Below are 19,002 nucleotides of genomic sequence, written 5' to 3' on the forward strand. Positions count from 1 at the left end.
ACTTTACCCCCTGCCCGACAGGCCGTCGCTGCCTGCAAGTGCTCCTGCTGAATCGTACCCTGCGCGTGCTGCTCGTCGCTTTTGCCTGCTCGGCACCTTTAGGCGCGCTCTATCAGGAATACCAGCTTGCGGGCAGCATCGCCGCAGCGCCCGGCTACAGCTTTGCAACAGCGCAATACCGACTTTATGCGAATGAAGTGCTCTACCGAAAAGATTTTCTCGCGTTTGAATATGACCTCGACTCGCTTTACGGTGACTATGCGTATGCCGTTTTTCGCAACCTGCGTCTGGGCGGCTTTGCGAAGGCTCACGTTTTCGATTACCAGAACCTGAACCATATCGTCGACGCCTCAACCGGCGCCGAAACAAAATCCGTTTCTTTGAACGCTCCCTTTTACCGCGGCGCAGTTTATGCCGAAGCGCGGTACCATGAGCTTTCGCTGCGTTATTCAGTCGGCGCGCAGCGCTACGAACTATCGCGCCGCGAGACAACGAACGCAGCATTGCAGGTCGCTTCACCCGGCGCGTACCTTGTGCACCAGGTGAGTCTCGGGTATTTTCATCTCTCGGCGCCAAAACCTTACGCGATTCAGGGAGTTGCTGCATTTGCCAACATCGAGGCGCAGAAGCTGATTCAGGGTGATGTCTATGTCTGGCGCGTGAACGGCGCCGACCTCGGCAACGCCCGGCAAGAGGTCGTGGTCAACGAATTGATCGTTCGTGGCGGCGCGGCGCCCTGGGGCAACGCGGTTCGGCTCATGGCGATGGCGCGGGCAGGTGCGACCAATTTCGCGCTGCCGGGACATGCTCAGGACATTATACAATCCTTCTCTGTCGGCGGGCCCGAAGCGCGCTACCGCCGCGTCGCGGGTTATTCGTTTTCTGAATTCAGGGCACCGGCTTTTTCACTGATCAACCTCGATGCAATCGTGCATGCAGCCGGCCCGCTCAACTTGTGGTTTGTCGCCGACGCTGCCGCGTTCGACCGCGAATACAACAGCAGCCGCTTTCACGCCGGCGCGGGCGTTGGCTTCATTATCGATCTGCCCGACGGCGTCGCGGGCAGCCGCAGCGCGGTTTTTTCCCGCATCGAAGCACCGTTCTTTGCGGCGGGTGGCAATCGTTTTCAGATTTTTCTCGGCATGAACGGGCAGGTATTCTGATGAGCGTAGAAACTGAGTCGCATACAATTCTCGATCGCGCGCTGTCGGGTGAGCGCCTGACAGAAGCAGATGCGCTGCATCTGTGGCGCCACGGTAATTTTCGCGACCTCGGCAGCGCCGCTGTCGAAATTCGCAACCGGCACAACCAAATCGACGAAGTTTCATATACTGCGTTTCGCGTCGTCAACTACACTAATTATTGCAATGTCGAATGCAGTTTCTGCTCGTTCATGGACGAAGTCGGTTCGGGCAAGGGATATAATCTTTCAGCCGACGAAATATTGCGCAAGGTCGATGAAGCGCTGCGGCTCGACTCACCGCAGCTTTTTCTTCAGGGGGGAGTTAACCCCGATCTGCCCATGAGCTATTACACAGACACGCTCGCTGCAGTGAAAGAGAAATTTCCCGAAGTGCATATTCGCGCCTTTTCACCTGTCGAAGTGCTCTATATGGAAAAGCTGACGGGCAAAAGCCTCGCTGAAGTTTTTGAAATTCTCAAATCTGCCGGCATGCACAGCTTTCCGGGGGCGGGTGCGGAAATTCTGACCGACCGCATGCGCGACATTCTGTCGCCGAAAAAGGCTTCGACAGAAGAATGGCTGCGGGCGATGCGCACCGCGCAGCAAAACGGCCTCAAGAGTTCGACGAATATTGTCTGGGGCAGCGAAGAAACCGACGAAGAAATTATCGCGCACCTGGCGGCGCTGCGCCACCTGCAAGACACGACGCAGGGTGTGCTGTCATTTGTACCGTGGACTTTTCAGGCGCAGACCAAAAAGTTCAAATTACGCAAAGTTGCACCGCATGAATATCTCAAAATGGTGGCACTGAGCAGGCTGTTTCTCGACAACATTCAGCACATCGAAGTTTCGATCATGGTGGCGGGCAAACAGCTCGGCGAACTCGCACTGCATTTTGGCGCCGACGATATCAATTCACCTGTGATCGAAGAAAATGTGCTGCGGTCGTTTGGTCTGAAGTCGGTCGAAGAATCGGTGCGCTTCATCGAAGAAGCCGGCTTCACTCCCGTCAGGCGCAGCTTTAACTATGTGCGTGGCGCCAAAACCGATCAGGGTCTGACGTAATAAGCCCGTTTGCATTGACAGCGCGTCTCTTTTACCCGGCTTCACGCCATGCCATATCAATACCTGAGCACAGAGAAAAAAACAGCAACGCTGAAGTCTGGCCAGACAGCGGAATATACGCTGGTGACTCTGAACTCCCCCCCGATGAACGCTCTGGCATCAGGTGTTTTTCATGACCTCGACAAACTGATCACTGAGCTCGAATCGGCCCGCACGCGACTGGCGATTATCACAGGCGCAGGCAAAGCTTTTGTCGCAGGCGCTGACATCAGCGAAATGCGCGGCATGAGCGTCGCGGCAGCAAAAGTTTACTCAGAACTCGGCCACCGCATCTTTTCACGTATGGAGGCATCACCCGTTATTTTTATCGCTGCGGTAAACGGGTTTGCATTCGGCGGCGGGCTCGAACTCGCGATGGCGGCTGATATTCGTATCTTCGCAGACAGCGCGCAGGTTGGTCTGCCCGAGCCGACGCTCGGCCTTATACCCGGCTTTGGCGGCACGCAGCGCCTGCAGCGTCTGGTCGGATTAAGCAACGCTGCATACCTGTCGCTGACGTCAGAGCGAATCGGCGCAGACGACGCGCTGCGCATCGGTCTCGCGGCCAAGGTCAGCCCGCTCGCCAATTTGATCGCCGATGCCGAGGCCGTCGCGCTCAAGGTATTGACCTCTGGCCCGCAGGCTATCCGTATATTGAAGCACACGATCTTGAACGGCGGCGATAAGCCGATGCCACAGGCGCTCGAATTTGAAGCCGAGCAATTCTCACAGCTTTTCAGCGGCGCCGAGGCGCACGAAGGGCTGGCGGCGTTTCTTGAGAAGCGCCCGGCGAAGTTCTGAGCAAAGCCATGGCCTTCGGCAGAAAGAAAAAAGACAAGACCGAAGAGCCGGCCTCAGCGCTCGACGGGGCCACCTCTGACGAACTCTTTATCGTCGACCAGGTGCGTAAGGTTCAGGTCGACCGCCTCAGGCAGACTTACGACGATTACTTTAAAAACCCTGAATACACAAAAATTTCCAAATATTTTTTCGAGCAGATCTATGGTGCGGGCGATAAAGCCAGCCGCGACGCAGCTTTCAACAAAATCTATGAAAAGCTCTCGGCAGCCGTGAACCCGAAACGCATCACCCGGGTCACGCAGCTCAAGCAGCTGAACGAACTTACCGACGAACTCGACCTCAGGGTGGCTCGCGAGTTCATTAAGTCTCATAAACGCCACGCGCTGACTCTCGAAGACTTTGAAGCCTGCTATCGCGCACTAAATAATAAAGAAGAAAGGGAATTGCAGCTGCAACTTCTGATGGAAACCACGCGCTTCTTTCACCGGCTGGCGCATGTGCCGCTTTTGGGTTTTGTCATCAAACCGACGCAATTCGCTGCACGCGCGCTCGGCGTCGAATACATCATGGAATTTTTTATGGAAGGTTACCGTTCTTTTAAGTCGGTGAAAAATGCCGAGCCGTTCATGCAGGCGATCGAAGACCGCGAACGCGCTTACTTGAACCGCCTTCTGCCCTGATAAAAACAGCTTTTTGCCGCTCAGATATCTGAGAGAATCTTCAGAATCAGCGCACGATCGTTCTGTCGGGCTGAATTGCCTGAAAAGCCCGCGTGGCGCATCGATCTGTCGCCGAGCTGAAAGAGAGAATAATCGTCGCCGCCCTCTTCGGCTGCAATGAAATTCGCCTCGTGGTCGAGCACAAAGCCTGAGCCATCGAACAAAACACCGTCTTCGGTGCCACCGCGGTTGCAGTAGACGTATATCTGGCCATACGATTCTGAAAATGTCTGCAGCCTGCCCCGCCAGCGCTGCGTCGACGCAAAGGCATTCGAACCGCTTTCACCCCGGGCCGGCGATGCAGAAATGACAATGACAGCATCGGCTTCAGCGATCGATGCCGCGTAGGCGAGTTCGGCGTGCCACGCATCTTCGCAGATCAGCACGGCTGTTTTTCCCAGTTGGCCTTCGTATGTCGCGAAGGTCTTGCCCCGGTTGAAATAGCGGGCTTCATCGAACATGCCGTAGGTCGGTAAGAAAAGCTTGCGGTGAATGTGCTGAATCGCCCCGCCAGAGAGCACGACGGCAGCGTTGAAAATTTCACCGCGTTCGGCGAGGGGCAGTCCGATTACAAATTCTGTTTCTGCGGCAAGCCCGGTCGTCGCGAGCTCTGCGGCAAAAGCCGTAATTTCGCTCTCAGTCATTGCGCACTCAGCGACGAGGCTTTCGAGCAGATAGCCGCTGAGCGCAAGTTCGGGAAAGACAACCACATCGGGTGCCGCGTTCGCGTCGGCGAGCCGCGCTGCCCATTCAAGAATACGCCTGCGGTTTGCCGCCCCCTTGGCGATGAGCGGCGCAAAGTTACAACAAATGACGCGTTTATGTGCTGCGGGCATTTCAGCGGATCTCAATTTCGTACGGCATCAAAAACAGCATCTTTTCATCTTTGATACTTTCGGTTTTACCGACGAGACGCGCCGCTTCGCGAATGAGTCCAGGCAGCATCAGCTTGCGCGGATCGCCGAGAGACAAGAGGTTCTGCGCTTCGCTCGGGTAAACCTGCAGGTTGTAATAGCTATCGTCGATATCGGCTTTTTCACGCACGATTTGCAACGCGAGCAGAAGCCCGCCCTGCTTATCGACGAGCTTTTTGGCTATCGCATCTTTGCCGCTGTAGACCCGGCCGCCGGCCAGCGGCTTGATTGCCTCGGCAGACTGCCCGCGGTTATCGCCCACACGCTTGAGAAAGAGGTCATAAAATTCAGTTAAATGCTCGCGTATGAGCAATCGCTCCTCATCGCTGAAACTATCTGATTCGGTATAGAGCGCTGCGTTCTTATGGGTCTTAAAGGTATACTTACGCACGCCAAGCCAGTCATAGAGTCCCTTGATGTTAAACTTGCCGGTGAAAATGCCAATCGAGCCCGTGATGCTGTTGTTGCTCGCGAGAATTTCATCGCCGCCGACAGCGAGGTAATACCCGCCCGACGCGGCCACGTTGCCAATCGAAACCACGATCGGGAAATCATTGCCGCGTATTTTTTTCACTTCGCGAATTTTGTTCCACATGATGTCTGACGCAAGGCTCGAGCCACCGGGCGAATCGATACGCAGCACCATTCCCTTAATGTTGTGGTCGTCTTTGATATGGTCCATCAGCTCGAGAATCGTGTCTGAGCCAACGGTGCCGCCATTAAAGAGGCCTTCAGAGCGCGATGTGCCCGACATGATCTCACCCGAAAGCACGACGACGGCGATCGCTGGTTTGGTGCCCCAGGTATCGTCGTAAAAGCGCGTCTTCGCGTATTCTGCGGCCGGTATGCGCCAGGGCATCGCCGAAATACCCTGCGCTGTGAGTTGGTTCTCAACATCGGTCATGTAAGCTGTCTCGTCGATGAGCCCGACTTCTTGTGCGCGCGTCGCCGAGTAGAAACCTTTATCCATAATGCCGTCAAGATTGACGTCTTTGACGCGCAGCCGGCCCGCGAGAATTGCAGCCTTCATTTCGCCGACACCCGATTTCAGAATACCTTCGAGCTGCTCGCGGTCGAATTTCGTGGGCTCAGAACGCGTCATGCGATCGGGCGCCGACTTGTAATCACCGAGCGCGATAAAGTCGGCTTTGACGCCTACCTTATTCAGCAGGTCTTTGACAAAATATGCTTCGGCCTTGAGGCCCGAAACATCGAGCATCGCCGATTGTGGCATGAAGATGCGGTCGGCCATGCTTGCGATGTAATACTCTTTGTTGCCCGCATTTTCGAGGTATGCATACACGGGCTTCTTCTGCTGAAAGCTCACGAGTGCCGCGCGCAGCTCTTCAGCCTGACCCCAACCGCCGTGAAAATCGCGGCCAGTAATCAGAATGCCGCGAATCTGCGCATCTTTCTTCGCGGCTTCAACCGTACGAATCAGCTCGAGAAAAGTGAAGTTCTCAGATAAGAAGAAAAACCCTTCTTGCTTGCGCTCAGGTACCGGGTCATCGAGACGAATTTCGAGGTAGCGGCCGAGCGCCGTGATGCCCGTCGCGTAGCGTTCGCGCCCAATGAGAATGCCACCCCCCAGAAAGGCGCCGGCGTCGCTGGGCGTACTTGCCTGCAGGGAGAGCTGGCTGATATACTGTGCAAATCGCAGACCGAAGAACGCGCCGGTGTTCTCGGCGTAGCCGGCGTACAGAGTGTTACCCGGCCAGAGCGATGCTTCTGCGATAAATTTCGGCCGCACGGTCGACCAGGTCGATGACGGCGTCACGTTAAAGTCTGCCGAAAGCGTCAGGTTTTCAACATACTTACCGGGAAGCGGCCTGATGCCGACGCCGAGATCCCAGTTGGTTTCGAAGATCTGCCCCTGAAAGAGCGGTTTATTCAGCGCGCGACCGACGGCGCCAATGGAAAGCCGCCGCCAGGGCCTGAAGATCGCACCGATATCCCACTGGTTGTAGCGGTCGAGATAACCGAAAGATGAACTGTACCAACTGTACGACGTGCCGAGCGAAAACGACGCCGTGTTGATAATGCCCATACCCAGCGTATAGCGCCGCGCGTAATCGTTCGTATCGCCGAGGCGCCACTGCGTCGAAAAGGCAATGCCGAGAAGGTTAAGAAACAGCATGTGATCGTCGAGACGATTCTGCTGGTTGCGCCCGTAAAAATAGCCGAGCTGCAGCGCATGGTAACCGAGACCTGCGGGGTTGAAATAAAGGCTCGTGGTGTCGTCAGAAGTCGCAACCGATTTCTGCGGCAGATTCGGCGTGTCGATCATGCGGTTCGTCTGCAGCGCGTCGCTCTGCACGGGTGCAGTCTGCGCAAAGGCCGATTGAGAGATGAACAGGCAGGCAATCGCCAACAGCGCACGCGAAGTAAACGTATTGAATAGCAGCGAAAGCCAGCGCGTCATACGCGGAAAGACCTGAGGCAAAGACACGCTGTCGAGAAATTGTGCTTGGCGGGCAGGTTAAGGCGAAATTCGCGCAGCCACTGGTCAGTTCGTCTTGAAAGAACGGGCCAGATCGCTCAGCGTCGCACCGAACCTGGCATGGTCTGCCAGCAGCAGTTTTTGCTCGACGATGAATACCTGCCCGCGTTTGACATAAACGCCTACACCCTGAATAACTTCTTTGCCGCCGGCTTCGAGCTGGTATGCAGCAAGGCAACCATCATCGACGGCCATGAACTTTCGTTCAGCAGCGGTGATCGCGCGCTTATCTTCGGGTAAGAGATTGGCTGGCTTTGCCTCAGAAGCGGCGGCGCGCTCTGCCAAATATTCGCACGCATCGCGGCCGCGTTTGATTTCAGCAACGGTGACGCTGAAACTTGCCGCAGAATCGGCCGACGTGACCGTCACGAATTTGCCGCCCTCGAGCTCTTGCAGGTTCCAGTCAGCAGGATAGCTAAAGGAAAAGCGGTTTTTGGCGCTCTTGAAACTCAGCGGCTTTTTCTCCGGTTCGGCCGCGCCGAGAGCAAGAATCAGCACTAAAGAAAGTAGTATATGTATACGCATAGTGACAAAAAGATTTGAAGCAGAGACGAAAGAGCACGCGGCAAGGCTTTTTCCACTTGCCATGGTACGTGAGTACCGCAAAGGGCAGCATGTCTACAGACCATCACGCGGGACTCGAAGACATCGAGGTACTCGAATCGGCGATCTGCGATATCAACCAGAAAGGCCTAACATTTCGCGGCTATGATATTACCGAACTTGCGGCGCATTCAACCTTTGAAGAAACCGCCTACCTGCTGCTCAATGACCAGCTGCCATCGCAAAAAGAGCTGAACGACTTTCGCCGTGAACTTGCCGCCGAATACATATTACCGCGCGAGATTACCGAGCACATCAACCATGTACCCCGCGAGGCGCATCCGATGGCGGTGCTGCGTACTCTCATTTCATCTCTGGGGCTCTACGATGCCGATGCAGCGGATAACTCGGGCCCTGCGTTGCACAGAAAATCGGTTCGCATTCTAGCGAAAATACCGGCGATTGTTGCCGCGATCGCCCGGCACCGCAACGCCAAAAGCCACGTCGAATCGAACGTCGACCTCAGTATCGCCGGCAATTTTCTCTATTGCCTCACGGGAAAATTGCCTGACGCCGAAACCGAACGTCTGCTCGAAACCACGATGATACTCTATGCCGAGCACGAACTCAACGCATCCACATTTGCCGCCCGAATTACCGCAGCGACGCAGGCAGATACGTATTCATGCATGGTCGCAGCAGTGAGCGCGCTGCAGGGCAATCTGCACGGCGGCGCAAACCAGCGGGCAACCGAAATGCTGCTGACGATTGGGTCGCCGGCCAACGTGCCCGAATACCTCGCCGCAAAACTCAAGAAAAAAGAAATCATTATGGGTTTCGGGCACCGCGTTTACAAAAGCGGCGACCCCCGGGTGCCGGTTTTGCGGTCGCTGTGCAAGGCGCTCAGCGAGAAGAAGAATGAAAAACAGATTTTCGACACCGCCGCGGCAGTCGAAGCAGAAATGCTTAAGCAGAAGAAACTGCACGCGAATGTCGACTATTACTCGGGTTTAGCCTATTACCTGCTCGGGTTCAGCGCCGAAATTTACACGTGCATCTTTGCCATGGCGCGCGCGGCAGGGTATCTGGCACACATCAGCGAACAGCTCGATGAAAATAAACTGATCAGACCCCGCGGCGTCTACACCGGAAAAAAGGGCCTCAAGTACCAACCGCTGGGTTCACGCTAAGCCAAAGAAATATCGCCGATGATTTCTGCGCTTTCGCGCTCTGCGTCGACGACCATGAGCAAAAGGCGCACGTTCGTATAGACGCCGATCTCTTGCATGATAGCGCCCGCCGCCGAAACGAGCCGTTCGCGCTGCGTTTCAGAAATCAGGGGATAACCTGCGTGCTGCCGGCGGCGCTTGATTTCGACGATGCAGAGCTCTGAGCCATCGGTCGAGCGCACAAGCAGATCAATTTCGGCCGCGAAACGTCTGTCATTGCGTGAAAGCACCTGATAACCGGCAAGCCGCAGAAACCGGGCAGCAATGTTTTCTTCGGCGTTCACTGCCCCCAATTTGGCGGCCTGCCACGCGCCTGAAACCATTTTTGCAGCGACCTGCGTGACTGTAACCGTTTTCACTTGAAACGAGGTCGGGCAGCATATTTTGGGCAATGCGCCGGTTTGCCCTGGTTGTTTTTTGCATGTACTGCATTGCGTGCCGGTCTGTGCAGAGTAAAGAGGTACAGCAGAACTATAAATCCCCCCGGCGTGGGCCGACGCTGAACGCGCAGGCAGCACCGGCAGAAAAGTCTGCCCCAATACCGGCCAGGCCACCCGAAAAAATCAGCGCAGAGAAGAGCGTTGCCGCTGAACCCGCGAAGGTGCTGCCGGTTGCCAGCACCCGCCCGATTCAGAATCCATATGAATTTCGCGACTTCATGCGCAATGTCGAAGAAGAGCACAAGAAGTTTGGCACGGCAGAACGGGCAAAGCGCTACAAGAAGCGCAAATATGGCAACAGCGTCGTCGAGCAGCGTTCGGGCAGAAAGCGCCTCTATGATCACAATATTTTTCTGCGCACGCTCTTCGAAGGGCGTCTGGCATCACCCCAGTACGGCGACCTCGGTGAGCTCTTTAAAGATGGCATTTTTCTCGATATCGGCAGCGCCATCTTGTATGGTGAGGGAGCAGACACAGTACGCGACCTGCATGAAGACAAAAAAATCAATCCACATTTGACGATTATCGCGAGCGACGTCAACGACCCAGCGCAGAAGAAGACGATGTATGTCGACATTTACCGGGCGAAGGGTAAGGCCTTGCCTTTTCCGGTTGTGGAGGTGCCGCTGCTGATCGAAAAGCCTTCGCATTTCACCTCACCCTTGAAGCTTTTTCTCAAGAACAGCGATGCGGGCATTATTCTGCGCAGCGCCAATGCGGGGCCCGATCTCTATTACACGCCGAAACAGGTGCAGAAGCACTTAAGAGCAGCAGTGCTCGCATTTTATGAACGGGACCTCATTTACTTCTTTAACAAATACATTCTCTTCAAGCCGAAAAAAAGACCGGACTTTCTGATTATCGGCGAAATCGACGATAGCGTCGGCACTAACCACCGCGAGACGACTTGGGAAGAAATCGACTGGAAAACCCGTACTTTTGATGAAGCGGTCAAGCTGAACACGCAGCACGTCGCTTACGAGTGATAACAGTGGCGACAGTGCCGGGGGCATCACCGAAGTGCCGGCAAAAATAATTATCCCAAGAGCCCGAAATTGATTATATTCAAGCAAAATGCCAGCGCCGGTTGCCGAAGACTTTAAGAGCGAATATAAATATGGCTTCGTAACCGACATCGAGGCAGAAGAATTGCCGCCGGGGCTCACCGAAGAGACCGTACGCCGCATTTCAGCAATCAAAGGCGAGCCCGAATTCATGCTCGATTGGCGCCTCAAAGCCTTTGCTGCCTGGCAGACGATGACTGAACCCCAATGGGCAGAGGTAAACTATCCGCCGATCGACTACCAGAAGATCAGCTACTTTTCGCGCCCGAAGAAGAAGCTGCAGTCGATTGAAGAGGCTGACCCGAAACTGCTCGAAACCTTTAACCGTCTGGGCATTCCGCTGAGCGAACAGAAGTTTCTGGCCAATGTCGAGGGTAGCATGGTTAATGGACGCCCGGCCGTGCCCGGGAGTGCGATGAGCGGCGCGGCCAGCGATGGCGAGAATTCGCCCCGCATGCCGGTCGCAGTCGATGCGGTTTTTGACAGTGTGTCTGTCGTCACAACATACCGCGAGACTCTGGCAAAACTCGGCATTATTTTTTGCTCCTTTTCAGAAGCTGTGCGGCAGCACCCCGAACTCGTGCAAAAATATCTGGGTTCTGTAGTGCCTGTCAAAGACAACTATTTCAGCGCGCTCAACAGCGCGGTTTTCAGCGATGGGTCGTTTGTTTATATTCCTCCCGGGGTGCGCTGCCCGATGGAGCTTTCGACCTATTTTCGCATTAACTCCGCAAATACCGGACAGTTCGAGCGCACGCTGATTATCGCCGATAACGACAGTTACGTCAGCTACCTCGAAGGCTGCACCGCGCCGCAGCGCGACGAAAACCAACTGCATGCGGCGGTCGTCGAACTCGTCGCGCTCGACCGGGCACAGATCAAATATTCCACCGTGCAGAACTGGTATCCCGGCGATGAAAACGGCCGCGGCGGTATCTATAACTTCGTCACGAAGCGGGGGCTGTGCAAAGGTGACTCGTCGCACATTTCGTGGACTCAGGTCGAAACCGGGTCGGCGATTACCTGGAAATACCCGAGCTGTGTTCTTAAGGGAGATAATTCGAAAGGCGAATTCTATTCCGTAGCCTTTACCGGTAACTACCAACAGGCAGATACCGGCACCAAGATGATCCATCTCGGTCGCAACACTTCAAGCACCATCATTTCAAAAGGGATCTCTGCCGGGCATGGCAAGAACACCTACCGCGGACTCGTGCGCATCGGCGGCGCGGCGACCAAGGCGCGAAACTACACACGCTGCGACTCTTTGATTCTGGGCCCCACTGCTGAGGCCCACACCTACCCGTATATCGAAGTCAAAAACCAATCTTCGCAACTCGAGCACGAAGCGACAACCTCAAAGGTCAGCGACGCACAGCTCTATTTTCTCAGGCAACGCGGTCTCACAGAAGAGAATGCCGTGCACATGGTCGTGAACGGCTTCTGCAAAGAAGTGTTTCGCGAGCTGCCTATGGAGTTTGCAGTCGAAGCACAGAAACTTCTCGAGATCAGCCTCGAAGACGCGAACGGATAAAAGATGAAAGAACCATTACTCGAAATTCGTGGCCTGAAGGTCAACACAGGCGATAAAGAAATTCTGAAAGGTGTCGATCTCACGCTGCACGAAGGCGAGATTCATGCGATTATGGGGCCGAATGGTTCGGGAAAGAGCACGCTCTCGCACGTTCTCGCCGGCAGCCCTGACTTCACGGTGACCGGCGGCAGCGTTAAGTTCAAGGGACAAGACCTGCTCGCGATGCCCATCGAAGAGCGCGCGCGTGCCGGCGTGTTTATTGCATTTCAATACCCCCCCGAGGTGCCTGGCGTCAACAACATGCAGTTCTTGCGTACGGTCGTGAATACCGTACGCAAATCACGCGGCGAAAATGAAATTGCCGCGGGTGAATTTCTGAACAAGGCGAAGGCCGCGATGAATCGCCTCAAGATGGCGCCTGAAATGATCAAACGGTCTCTGAACGAGGGTTTTTCAGGTGGCGAGAAGAAGAAGAATGAAATTCTGCAGATGACGATGCTCGAACCTTCTCTCATGGTGCTCGATGAAATCGATTCGGGCCTCGATGTCGACGCTCTCGAACTAGTTGCCCGTGAGGCAGTCAGTCTCATCAAACCCGACACGGCGCGCGCGATGGTTGTGATTACTCACTATTCGCGCATTCTTAAGTACATCGCGCCGCACCATGTGCATGTGCTTTCGGGCGGTAAGATTATCGAATCGGGTGGCATTGAAATCGTGCACCGCATCGAAAGTAAAGGTTATGACTGATGCCAGCCATAGCTGCAGCTCCCGTTTCAATTAAAGGTGAGGAAATCTCACTCAATCTGGATACCGACTATATTTTGGCGTCAGGCCGGCTTGACTATGACTGCTCTGCCCGCGGCGCAATGGTGTTTGCTGATTTCAGCGGCAGGTCATTGCCGCAAAACAGTGAGGTCAATGTCACCCTGCAGCCCCATAGCCGCGCACAGATCTTTCTGAAGTTTAACGCAGCATCGGGCCCGCTGCGCTGCCACCTGAACCTTCGCGAAGGCAGCGAAGCCGACGTGTTTGCGCACACCGCCGGTTCGCAGCTGCAACTTGTGTTTTCGGCAGAACTCATGCGCAATGCAACGGCGCGTTTTTTCGGGCTGACGCAGACGGCCGCTACCGAGCATACCGAAATCACAGTCGATGTGCGGCACAAACAAGGCCAGAATTTGTCTGAACAGAAATTCTATTCTTTTGCTGCCGACACTTCGACGATCAGCTTCACGGGTAAGATCACAGTCGATAGCGGTGCGGGCGGCGCCGTGGCGCACCAGCTTCATCGCGGCACTGCACTTTCACCCAGCGCGCGCATCGACGCCAAACCCTTTCTGAATATACGGCACGACGATGTCAAATGCACACACGGTTCGACGGTGGGCTTCATCGACGAAACGGCCCGCCACTACCTGATGGCCCGCGGCATGGCACAGATCGACGCTGAAACAATGCTGATCCGCTCGTCTGAGCAGCAATTTTATGCAGCGGTGCCCGAAGGCCCGGCGCAGATATTTTTTAGGGGTGAGGCCACTGAAGCATGAGCGGTGAAATTCAAACGAGCGACGACCTGCGCGAGAATATTATCGCCGCCATAAGAACGTGTTTCGACCCTGAAATTCCGGTCAATGTGTACGATCTCGGTCTCATCTATGGCATCGATATCGACGCCGAAAAGAACGTGCGCATCGACATGACCCTCACATCACCGAACTGCCCGTCGATTGAATCTCTGCCGATGGAAATTCAGCAAAAAGCAGAAAGCGTTGACGGCGTAAAATCGGTGAAGATTGAACTCATATGGGATCCCCCTTTTCATACCGGCCTTATGTCAGACGAGGCGAAATTGCAGCTAGGGCTGATGTAGTGCTGCGGCGAAGTCTGGCCCCGGCGCTGATCGCCGTGGCGATAGCGGGCAGCCTGCAGTGCGCTTCGCTCGTCAAAACGATTTTTAATCCCCCCCAGGTTGGTGTTGACCGCGTCGAATTCAGAAACGTGGCGCTTACCGGTACCGATCTGGTGGTTCACATCAAGATTCATAACCCCAACTCTGTCGGCGCCACCCTCAACCACATCGAATATGCGCTCGATGTCGACGGTGACCGATTGTTGAACGGCAAGAAAGAAGACAAAACGGAAATTAAGTCGAACGACACGAGCATCATTGCTTTGCCGGTGACGATCAACTACACCGGTCTTAAATCAGGTATCGCGGGTGCGTTATCGAAGAAAACGCTGCCCTACGGCTTTAAGGGTAAAGTCATTCTCGATACGCCCGTCGGCGCGATGAATTTTGACATCAACGAAGCCGGCGAAATTCCCGTGCCTGACCGGCCGCGCTTCGACATCGAAAAAATCGCTCTTGCAGAGTTCGGTGTTACATCGGCGACTTTGATGATTCACATTAAGGTCTCGAACAATCACGATTTTGAACTCGATATTCGCAAGTTTCGCTACGAGTTCTCGCTTCAAGATAACCTGATCTCTGCGGCGAATATCAACGTCGACAGATCTGTTGCGCACGACAAGTCGATGTCGATCGCGTTACCCGTAACGCTGAAGGTTCTCGGTGTCAAGCGGAGCGTAATCGACATGATCAAATCGGGAAAAATCAAATATGCGATGAAATTCGACCTCGATATTCAAACCCGCTTTGGGCCCATGACGATACCCTATGAACGCGACGGGCTAACTTCCCTTTACTGACTATTCGCGGTTTTTATTCACGCCCATGGCAGACTTGAAGGTCGGTGACAAGGTCACCTTGCAGAAACCACCCCACATATTTGAGGGGGTGATTATCATGCCCGGTGCGCCCGCAGAAGTGAGCAAACTCAACGACGACGGCACTGTCGATCTGTTGTATTACGATCGTGAAATGATGCCGCATACAATGCCCCAAATCAAGATAACCGACATCAGCCCCGCAATCAGGACATCAACATGAACCACGCGCAGAAATTTTTCGAAGACTTTTTGCCCGAAGCGACGGCGATCAGCCGCGAGGTTTCGCGGCGTTTTTTCAAAAAGCCACTGGGTGAAATCGGCATGATCAGCAAAGCCGACGCCTCGCCCGTCACGGCCGCCGATCTGGAAATCGAAACGCGCCTGCGTGAGTTGATAGCCAATAAATTTCCCGGGCATGGCATTATCGGCGAAGAACACGGAAGCGAGAACACCGAAGCAGAATTCGTCTGGGTGCTCGACCCGATTGACGGCACTAAAAGTTTTATTACCGGTGTGCCGCTCTTCACGACGCTCATCGCTCTGCAGCAAAACGGAGAACCGCAATGCGGGGCAATTTACCAGCCGATTCTCGACGAACTCGTCTGGGGAAACAACCGCGAGTGTTTTTTCAACGGACAGCCGGTGCGAATGCGCACGACAGAAAATCTCACCGACGCCACGCTGCTGATTACCGATGCGCGGCACGCCGCCGAACACCACCCGAAGACCAACTTTAACGCGCTGGCGGCTGAATCAAAATTCTGGCGCACATGGGCCGATGGTTACGGCTACACGCTTCTGGCGACAGGCTACGCCGACATTATGCTCGACCCGGTGATGAACCCCTGGGACATCATGGCCGCTGTGCCGGTGATTCGCGGTGCCGGTGGCACGATTACCGATTTTGCGGGTAACGATGCGGTTAAAGGCAAGTCGATAATCGCCGCTTGCCCTGCCCTTCATCAAAAGGTGCTCAAGAAATTGAGCGATGCTTAAAAGCCTTTTTAATTTTCGCTTTCGTCTTACCGCCGCGATTTTTTTGGTCGCTCTCGGCGCGACCGTCACGGGGCTCGTCTATTATTACATAGACGCCAAGCGCCAGATCTGGTCGCAAATGACCAACCGCGTCAAAGATTTCGGAAAAATCGGCATCACCCTGTTCAATGCCGAAGACCTGAAATTTCTCGAAAAACTCGACCAGAACCTCAATGACCCGAGCCGGCAAAGGGCGCCGGTACCCGTATCGGGGGTGACACTGAGCGCGCTTGCCGATGAAGAAAAGACAAAAATAATTCGCACGACCCCTTTTCAGATACTGGTGCAAAAGCTGCGCCGCCTTCGCTACGCCTCGGGCAAGATTGCGGTATATGAATCTATCTTACACGCAGGCCTGCAATCGACTGCCGAACCGCAGATTCACCGCGTCTGGGTCGCAGGCGTCAAGATGCACGCTTTTGCCCCGAACTACCTCAGGGTGCTGTGCGCCGATGAGTTTGAAGAAATCGACCGCAACAACAACCAGCGCATCGACGCAGAAGAGAGCATCTACCATATCGGGGATGTATTTAACGGGCGCGGGCTTACCGGGCTCGGGGCGGCCATCGGCGGTGAACTGAGTGTCGGCAGCGGCTACCGAACCGAAGATTCGGGTGTTTACATCTCTGGCTACACGCCGCTGAAAAACGCGAAGGGAAATATCATCGCGTTGCTCGTGATCGACTTTTCGGCCGCGACTGAATTCGATGCGCTCTTTCGGCTCAAGGTGACCGGATATTACATTATCATCGCGGCGCTTCTGTTCTCGATCATGGCAGCTGCAACCACGAGTCGGTTTCTGTTGAAGCCGCTCGATATTATGCAGAAAGCGGCCGTGCGTATCGGACAGAGGGATTTTTCGGTACGGGTTTCGACACAGAGCCGCGACGAACTTGCCGACCTGGCCTATGCACTCAACCTGATGGCGCAGGAACTCGGCGAGTATTCAACGCAGATGGAGCGCCGCATTGCGGCGCGCACCAGCGAGATTTCGGGAATTCTCGAGGCTCTCGAGCAGGGTATTCTCACGATCGACAACCGCGGTTTGATTCAAAGCGAATTTTCTGCCGCGACGCTGCGCATCTTCGCCGCAGACGACCTGACGAACCGCAAATTCAGCTCGTTATTTGAAAACGAAAAGGTGAGCGAATCGGTCGAAAGGTTTGTTGCGCTCTTCTTCTCGCGCAATGACATCAGCGCACAAATGCTCGAAAAGGCGAATCCCCTGCGTGAAATTGAGTACGTCAATGCTGCGGGGCAGACCAAGCACCTGAGGTTCTCGTTCAGACCGCTTTATGCCGAAGATGCAACGACAGTCACCAGGTTGCTCGTCAGTATCGTCGATGATACCGATGAAGCAAAACTCAGAGAACGTATATCGCTGGCAGAAACGCAGCAACGCTCAGAGCTCGATACGTTGATCAACCTGATTCGCATACCTGCCCCGATTCTTGAGGCGTTTATCGAGCAGCAGCAGGCATACCTGACTGCCGGCAAAAGCCTGATCATGCGCTTTGACGCTCTCGACAACTCTGAAGTCAAGGCCTTCGCACAGCGGGTACACGCGCTGAAAGGCAACGCAATGCAGCTGGGCTTCAGCGAACTCGCTGATCTGTTGCACCGCATCGAAGACCATCTCGAAGTCATGCTGGGGCCCGCAGCATACGACAAACGCTTTACCCGCCACGACATCTCGCAGCTGCTCAATAGGTCAGAACAGTTGATAGTCAGCCGCGAAACTCTCTTTTCGCGAATACGCCAGCTGATCAGCTCTGCCGACAATCAGGGCACTGAGGGGCAGCTTGCCAGATTACGCGCCTTTTGGCTCTCAAAAATTCAGGAACGCGCCTCACTCGCGGGCATTGGAGTTGCACCCGAAGTTTCTTTCGTCGCCGGCAGCGAACGCGTTATCGGGCAGTTGCACAATGTGATCGTGCAACTCTTGCGCAACACGTTCGCCCATGGTATCGAAAGCGCGGCCGAACGCCAAAGCCGTGGCAAACCAAAAGAGCTGACGATCCGCCTGATTATTGCCCGTGCCATGTCGGGATTCACCTGTACCTACTATGAAGATGGCCGCGGCTTTGCGCAAATACCCCAGGGCAGCACAATGACCCTTGCTGAGCTGCTTCAAAAGGGATTGACGGGTACTCAGAAGTCTGCAACCCTTGAAGCCGGTCGTGGTATCGGCATGGACTATATCGCATCAAGCATTCACAATCTGCGCGGCGATATGCGTATTACGAGCCAGAACAACAGCACCATTATTCACATAACCCTGCCGGATTAACCATGCAAATACTTATCGTTGATGATTCAGAACTCATGCGCACAATTGTGGAGCAGGTTATTCGTGAGAATCTGCGCGAGGCCGCTGAAGCGATCAAATTTCACCATGCGGCGAACGGCAAAGACGCGATGGATATTTTTCAGGGTTCACCGGTTTCATTGATTTTTCTCGACTGGAACATGCCCGTTCTCGACGGCGTTGAATTTGTACGCGAGATTCGCGGCTCAGGCAACAAGGTACCGATCGTCATGATTACGTCGGTGACCGACAGCGAAAAAATTCTGCAGGCAGCCGCGGCGGGCGTCAACAGCTACGTGGAAAAACCCATTCGCGGGCCGCAGCTTTGGGACCAGATTGCGATGTTTTTCAAACATGCTGGATTTTGAGATTTTCAACTCTGCCCTGCGCCACTGTTTCAGACAGTTTATTGGCCTCGAAGAACTGACAAGCGACCGGTTGGGCGTTTTACCCGATAAATTTCACAGCATTACGTCCCGAATCGATATCACGGGCGATTCACCGGGTGTGCTCTGGCTGAATATTGCGCACCCGGGCGTAAGAATCGCCATGGAAAAACTCAATATTGCGAATTCAGACGAAGACCGCATGATGATGGATGCCGCGGGCGAAGTTCTCAATATTATCGTCGGCTCGGCGCAGCGCAACTCGCGTGTACGCTATGACTTTTCGCTGCCTTCAGCCTTCAAGGGAGATGGTTACCCGCTGCGCTTTCGCGACGGGGCAACGCTGGCTGCGCGCCGGTTTATCTTTGAAGACTTTGAAGTTATACTCATTCTGGAGCAATAGTATTTCTGCAGGCAAACCTAATGCATTAGGTTTGCCAAATGACCCAAAAGATGTGACATAATACCTGTTACGCTTCTATACAGCCTGCGCCTGATTTTTGGGGCAA

20 protein-coding genes are annotated in these 19,002 nt (G+C 54.6%); 16 read left to right on the forward strand and 4 right to left on the reverse strand.

What is annotated here, in order from left to right; translation table 11 throughout:
• The first annotated feature begins 38 nt into the window (after positions 1–38).
• The 4 genes from TURPA_RS20880 to TURPA_RS20895 are packed head-to-tail and all read left to right on the forward strand — an operon-like array spanning position 39 to position 3,768.
• Positions 39–1,163: a hypothetical protein gene (locus tag TURPA_RS20880; protein ID WP_041948749.1), complete on the forward strand. Its 1,125-nt coding sequence runs from the start codon at positions 39–41 to the stop codon at positions 1,161–1,163.
• Complete coding sequence (locus TURPA_RS20885) at positions 1,163–2,248, forward strand: radical SAM protein (protein ID WP_014805259.1); 1,086 nt, start codon at positions 1,163–1,165, stop codon at positions 2,246–2,248. The genes TURPA_RS20880 and TURPA_RS20885 overlap by 1 nt, the downstream gene beginning before the upstream one ends.
• A gap of 48 nt (positions 2,249–2,296) precedes the next feature.
• Positions 2,297–3,088, forward strand: coding sequence for an enoyl-CoA hydratase/isomerase family protein (locus tag TURPA_RS20890; protein WP_014805260.1), 792 nt, complete (start codon positions 2,297–2,299; stop codon positions 3,086–3,088).
• Between the two features lie 8 nt (positions 3,089–3,096).
• The gene (locus TURPA_RS20895) at positions 3,097–3,768 is read left to right on the forward strand and encodes an FFLEELY motif protein (protein WP_014805261.1); all 672 of its coding nucleotides are present in this window, start codon (positions 3,097–3,099) and stop codon (positions 3,766–3,768) included.
• Between the two features lie 20 nt (positions 3,769–3,788).
• Here the strand turns inward: TURPA_RS20895 and TURPA_RS22405 are convergent, their stop codons facing one another.
• The 3 genes from TURPA_RS22405 to TURPA_RS20910 form a co-directional block, all read right to left on the reverse strand.
• Complete coding sequence (locus TURPA_RS22405; RefSeq protein ID WP_014805262.1) at positions 3,789–4,643, reverse strand: nitrilase-related carbon-nitrogen hydrolase; 855 nt, start codon at positions 4,641–4,643, stop codon at positions 3,789–3,791.
• 1 nt (position 4,644) lies between these two features.
• On the reverse strand, positions 4,645–7,143 hold the full coding sequence (gene sppA, locus TURPA_RS20905; RefSeq protein WP_014805263.1) for a signal peptide peptidase SppA: 2,499 nt from the start codon (positions 7,141–7,143) through the stop codon (positions 4,645–4,647).
• Between the two features lie 84 nt (positions 7,144–7,227).
• A complete protein-coding gene (locus tag TURPA_RS20910) occupies positions 7,228–7,719 on the reverse strand; it encodes a PsbP-related protein (RefSeq protein ID WP_041948750.1) in 492 nt (163 codons plus the stop codon).
• Between the two features lie 116 nt (positions 7,720–7,835).
• Between TURPA_RS20910 and TURPA_RS20915 the strand changes: the two genes are divergently transcribed.
• Complete coding sequence (locus TURPA_RS20915) at positions 7,836–8,954, forward strand: citrate/2-methylcitrate synthase (RefSeq protein ID WP_014805265.1); 1,119 nt, start codon at positions 7,836–7,838, stop codon at positions 8,952–8,954.
• Here the strand turns inward: TURPA_RS20915 and TURPA_RS22410 are convergent.
• Positions 8,951–9,352 (reverse strand): YraN family protein, encoded by a 402-nt coding sequence (locus tag TURPA_RS22410; protein ID WP_053332256.1) that lies wholly within the window; start codon positions 9,350–9,352, stop codon positions 8,951–8,953. The genes TURPA_RS20915 and TURPA_RS22410 overlap by 4 nt on opposite strands.
• Positions 9,353–9,438: 86 nt before the next feature.
• Between TURPA_RS22410 and TURPA_RS20925 the strand changes: the two genes are divergently transcribed.
• The 11 genes from TURPA_RS20925 to TURPA_RS20975 all read left to right on the forward strand — a co-directional run bounded on the left by TURPA_RS20925 (position 9,439) and on the right by TURPA_RS20975 (position 18,896).
• On the forward strand, positions 9,439–10,419 hold the full coding sequence (locus TURPA_RS20925; protein WP_157210613.1) for a hypothetical protein: 981 nt from the start codon (positions 9,439–9,441) through the stop codon (positions 10,417–10,419).
• Between the two features lie 88 nt (positions 10,420–10,507).
• The gene (sufB, locus tag TURPA_RS20930; RefSeq protein WP_014805268.1) at positions 10,508–12,031 is read left to right on the forward strand and encodes a Fe-S cluster assembly protein SufB; all 1,524 of its coding nucleotides are present in this window, start codon (positions 10,508–10,510) and stop codon (positions 12,029–12,031) included.
• 3 nt (positions 12,032–12,034) lie between these two features.
• Entirely contained in the window at positions 12,035–12,781 is a 747-nt protein-coding gene (gene sufC / locus TURPA_RS20935) for a Fe-S cluster assembly ATPase SufC (RefSeq protein ID WP_014805269.1), read from the forward strand.
• Positions 12,781–13,581 carry a SufB/SufD family protein gene (locus TURPA_RS22415; RefSeq protein ID WP_014805270.1) on the forward strand — a complete coding sequence of 267 codons (801 nt, stop codon included), beginning with the start codon at positions 12,781–12,783 and terminating at the stop codon, positions 13,579–13,581. Before sufC ends, TURPA_RS22415 begins: the two co-directional genes overlap by 1 nt.
• Positions 13,578–13,904 carry an iron-sulfur cluster assembly protein gene (locus tag TURPA_RS20945; protein WP_014805271.1) on the forward strand — a complete coding sequence of 109 codons (327 nt, stop codon included), beginning with the start codon at positions 13,578–13,580 and terminating at the stop codon, positions 13,902–13,904. Before TURPA_RS22415 ends, TURPA_RS20945 begins: the two co-directional genes overlap by 4 nt.
• Positions 13,838–14,743 carry an LEA/WHy family protein gene (locus TURPA_RS20950; protein ID WP_083847875.1) on the forward strand — a complete coding sequence of 302 codons (906 nt, stop codon included), beginning with the start codon at positions 13,838–13,840 and terminating at the stop codon, positions 14,741–14,743. Before TURPA_RS20945 ends, TURPA_RS20950 begins: the two co-directional genes overlap by 67 nt.
• Positions 14,744–14,768: 25 nt before the next feature.
• On the forward strand, positions 14,769–14,984 hold the full coding sequence (locus TURPA_RS20955) for a hypothetical protein (protein WP_014805273.1): 216 nt from the start codon (positions 14,769–14,771) through the stop codon (positions 14,982–14,984).
• Positions 14,981–15,760, forward strand: a complete 780-nt coding sequence (locus tag TURPA_RS20960; protein ID WP_014805274.1) for an inositol monophosphatase family protein — start codon at positions 14,981–14,983, stop codon at positions 15,758–15,760. The genes TURPA_RS20955 and TURPA_RS20960 overlap by 4 nt, the downstream gene beginning before the upstream one ends.
• Complete coding sequence (locus TURPA_RS20965; RefSeq protein ID WP_014805275.1) at positions 15,753–18,089, forward strand: HAMP domain-containing protein; 2,337 nt, start codon at positions 15,753–15,755, stop codon at positions 18,087–18,089. Before TURPA_RS20960 ends, TURPA_RS20965 begins: the two co-directional genes overlap by 8 nt.
• 2 nt (positions 18,090–18,091) lie before the next feature.
• Positions 18,092–18,475: a response regulator gene (locus tag TURPA_RS20970; RefSeq protein ID WP_014805276.1), complete on the forward strand. Its 384-nt coding sequence runs from the start codon at positions 18,092–18,094 to the stop codon at positions 18,473–18,475.
• A complete protein-coding gene (locus TURPA_RS20975; RefSeq protein ID WP_014805277.1) occupies positions 18,462–18,896 on the forward strand; it encodes a chemotaxis protein CheX in 435 nt (144 codons plus the stop codon). The genes TURPA_RS20970 and TURPA_RS20975 overlap by 14 nt, the downstream gene beginning before the upstream one ends.
• Positions 18,897–19,002: the final 106 nt, after the last annotated feature.

The sequence above is a fragment of the Turneriella parva DSM 21527 genome, from assembly GCF_000266885.1.
GTDB lineage: Bacteria > Spirochaetota > Leptospiria > Turneriellales > Turneriellaceae > Turneriella > Turneriella parva.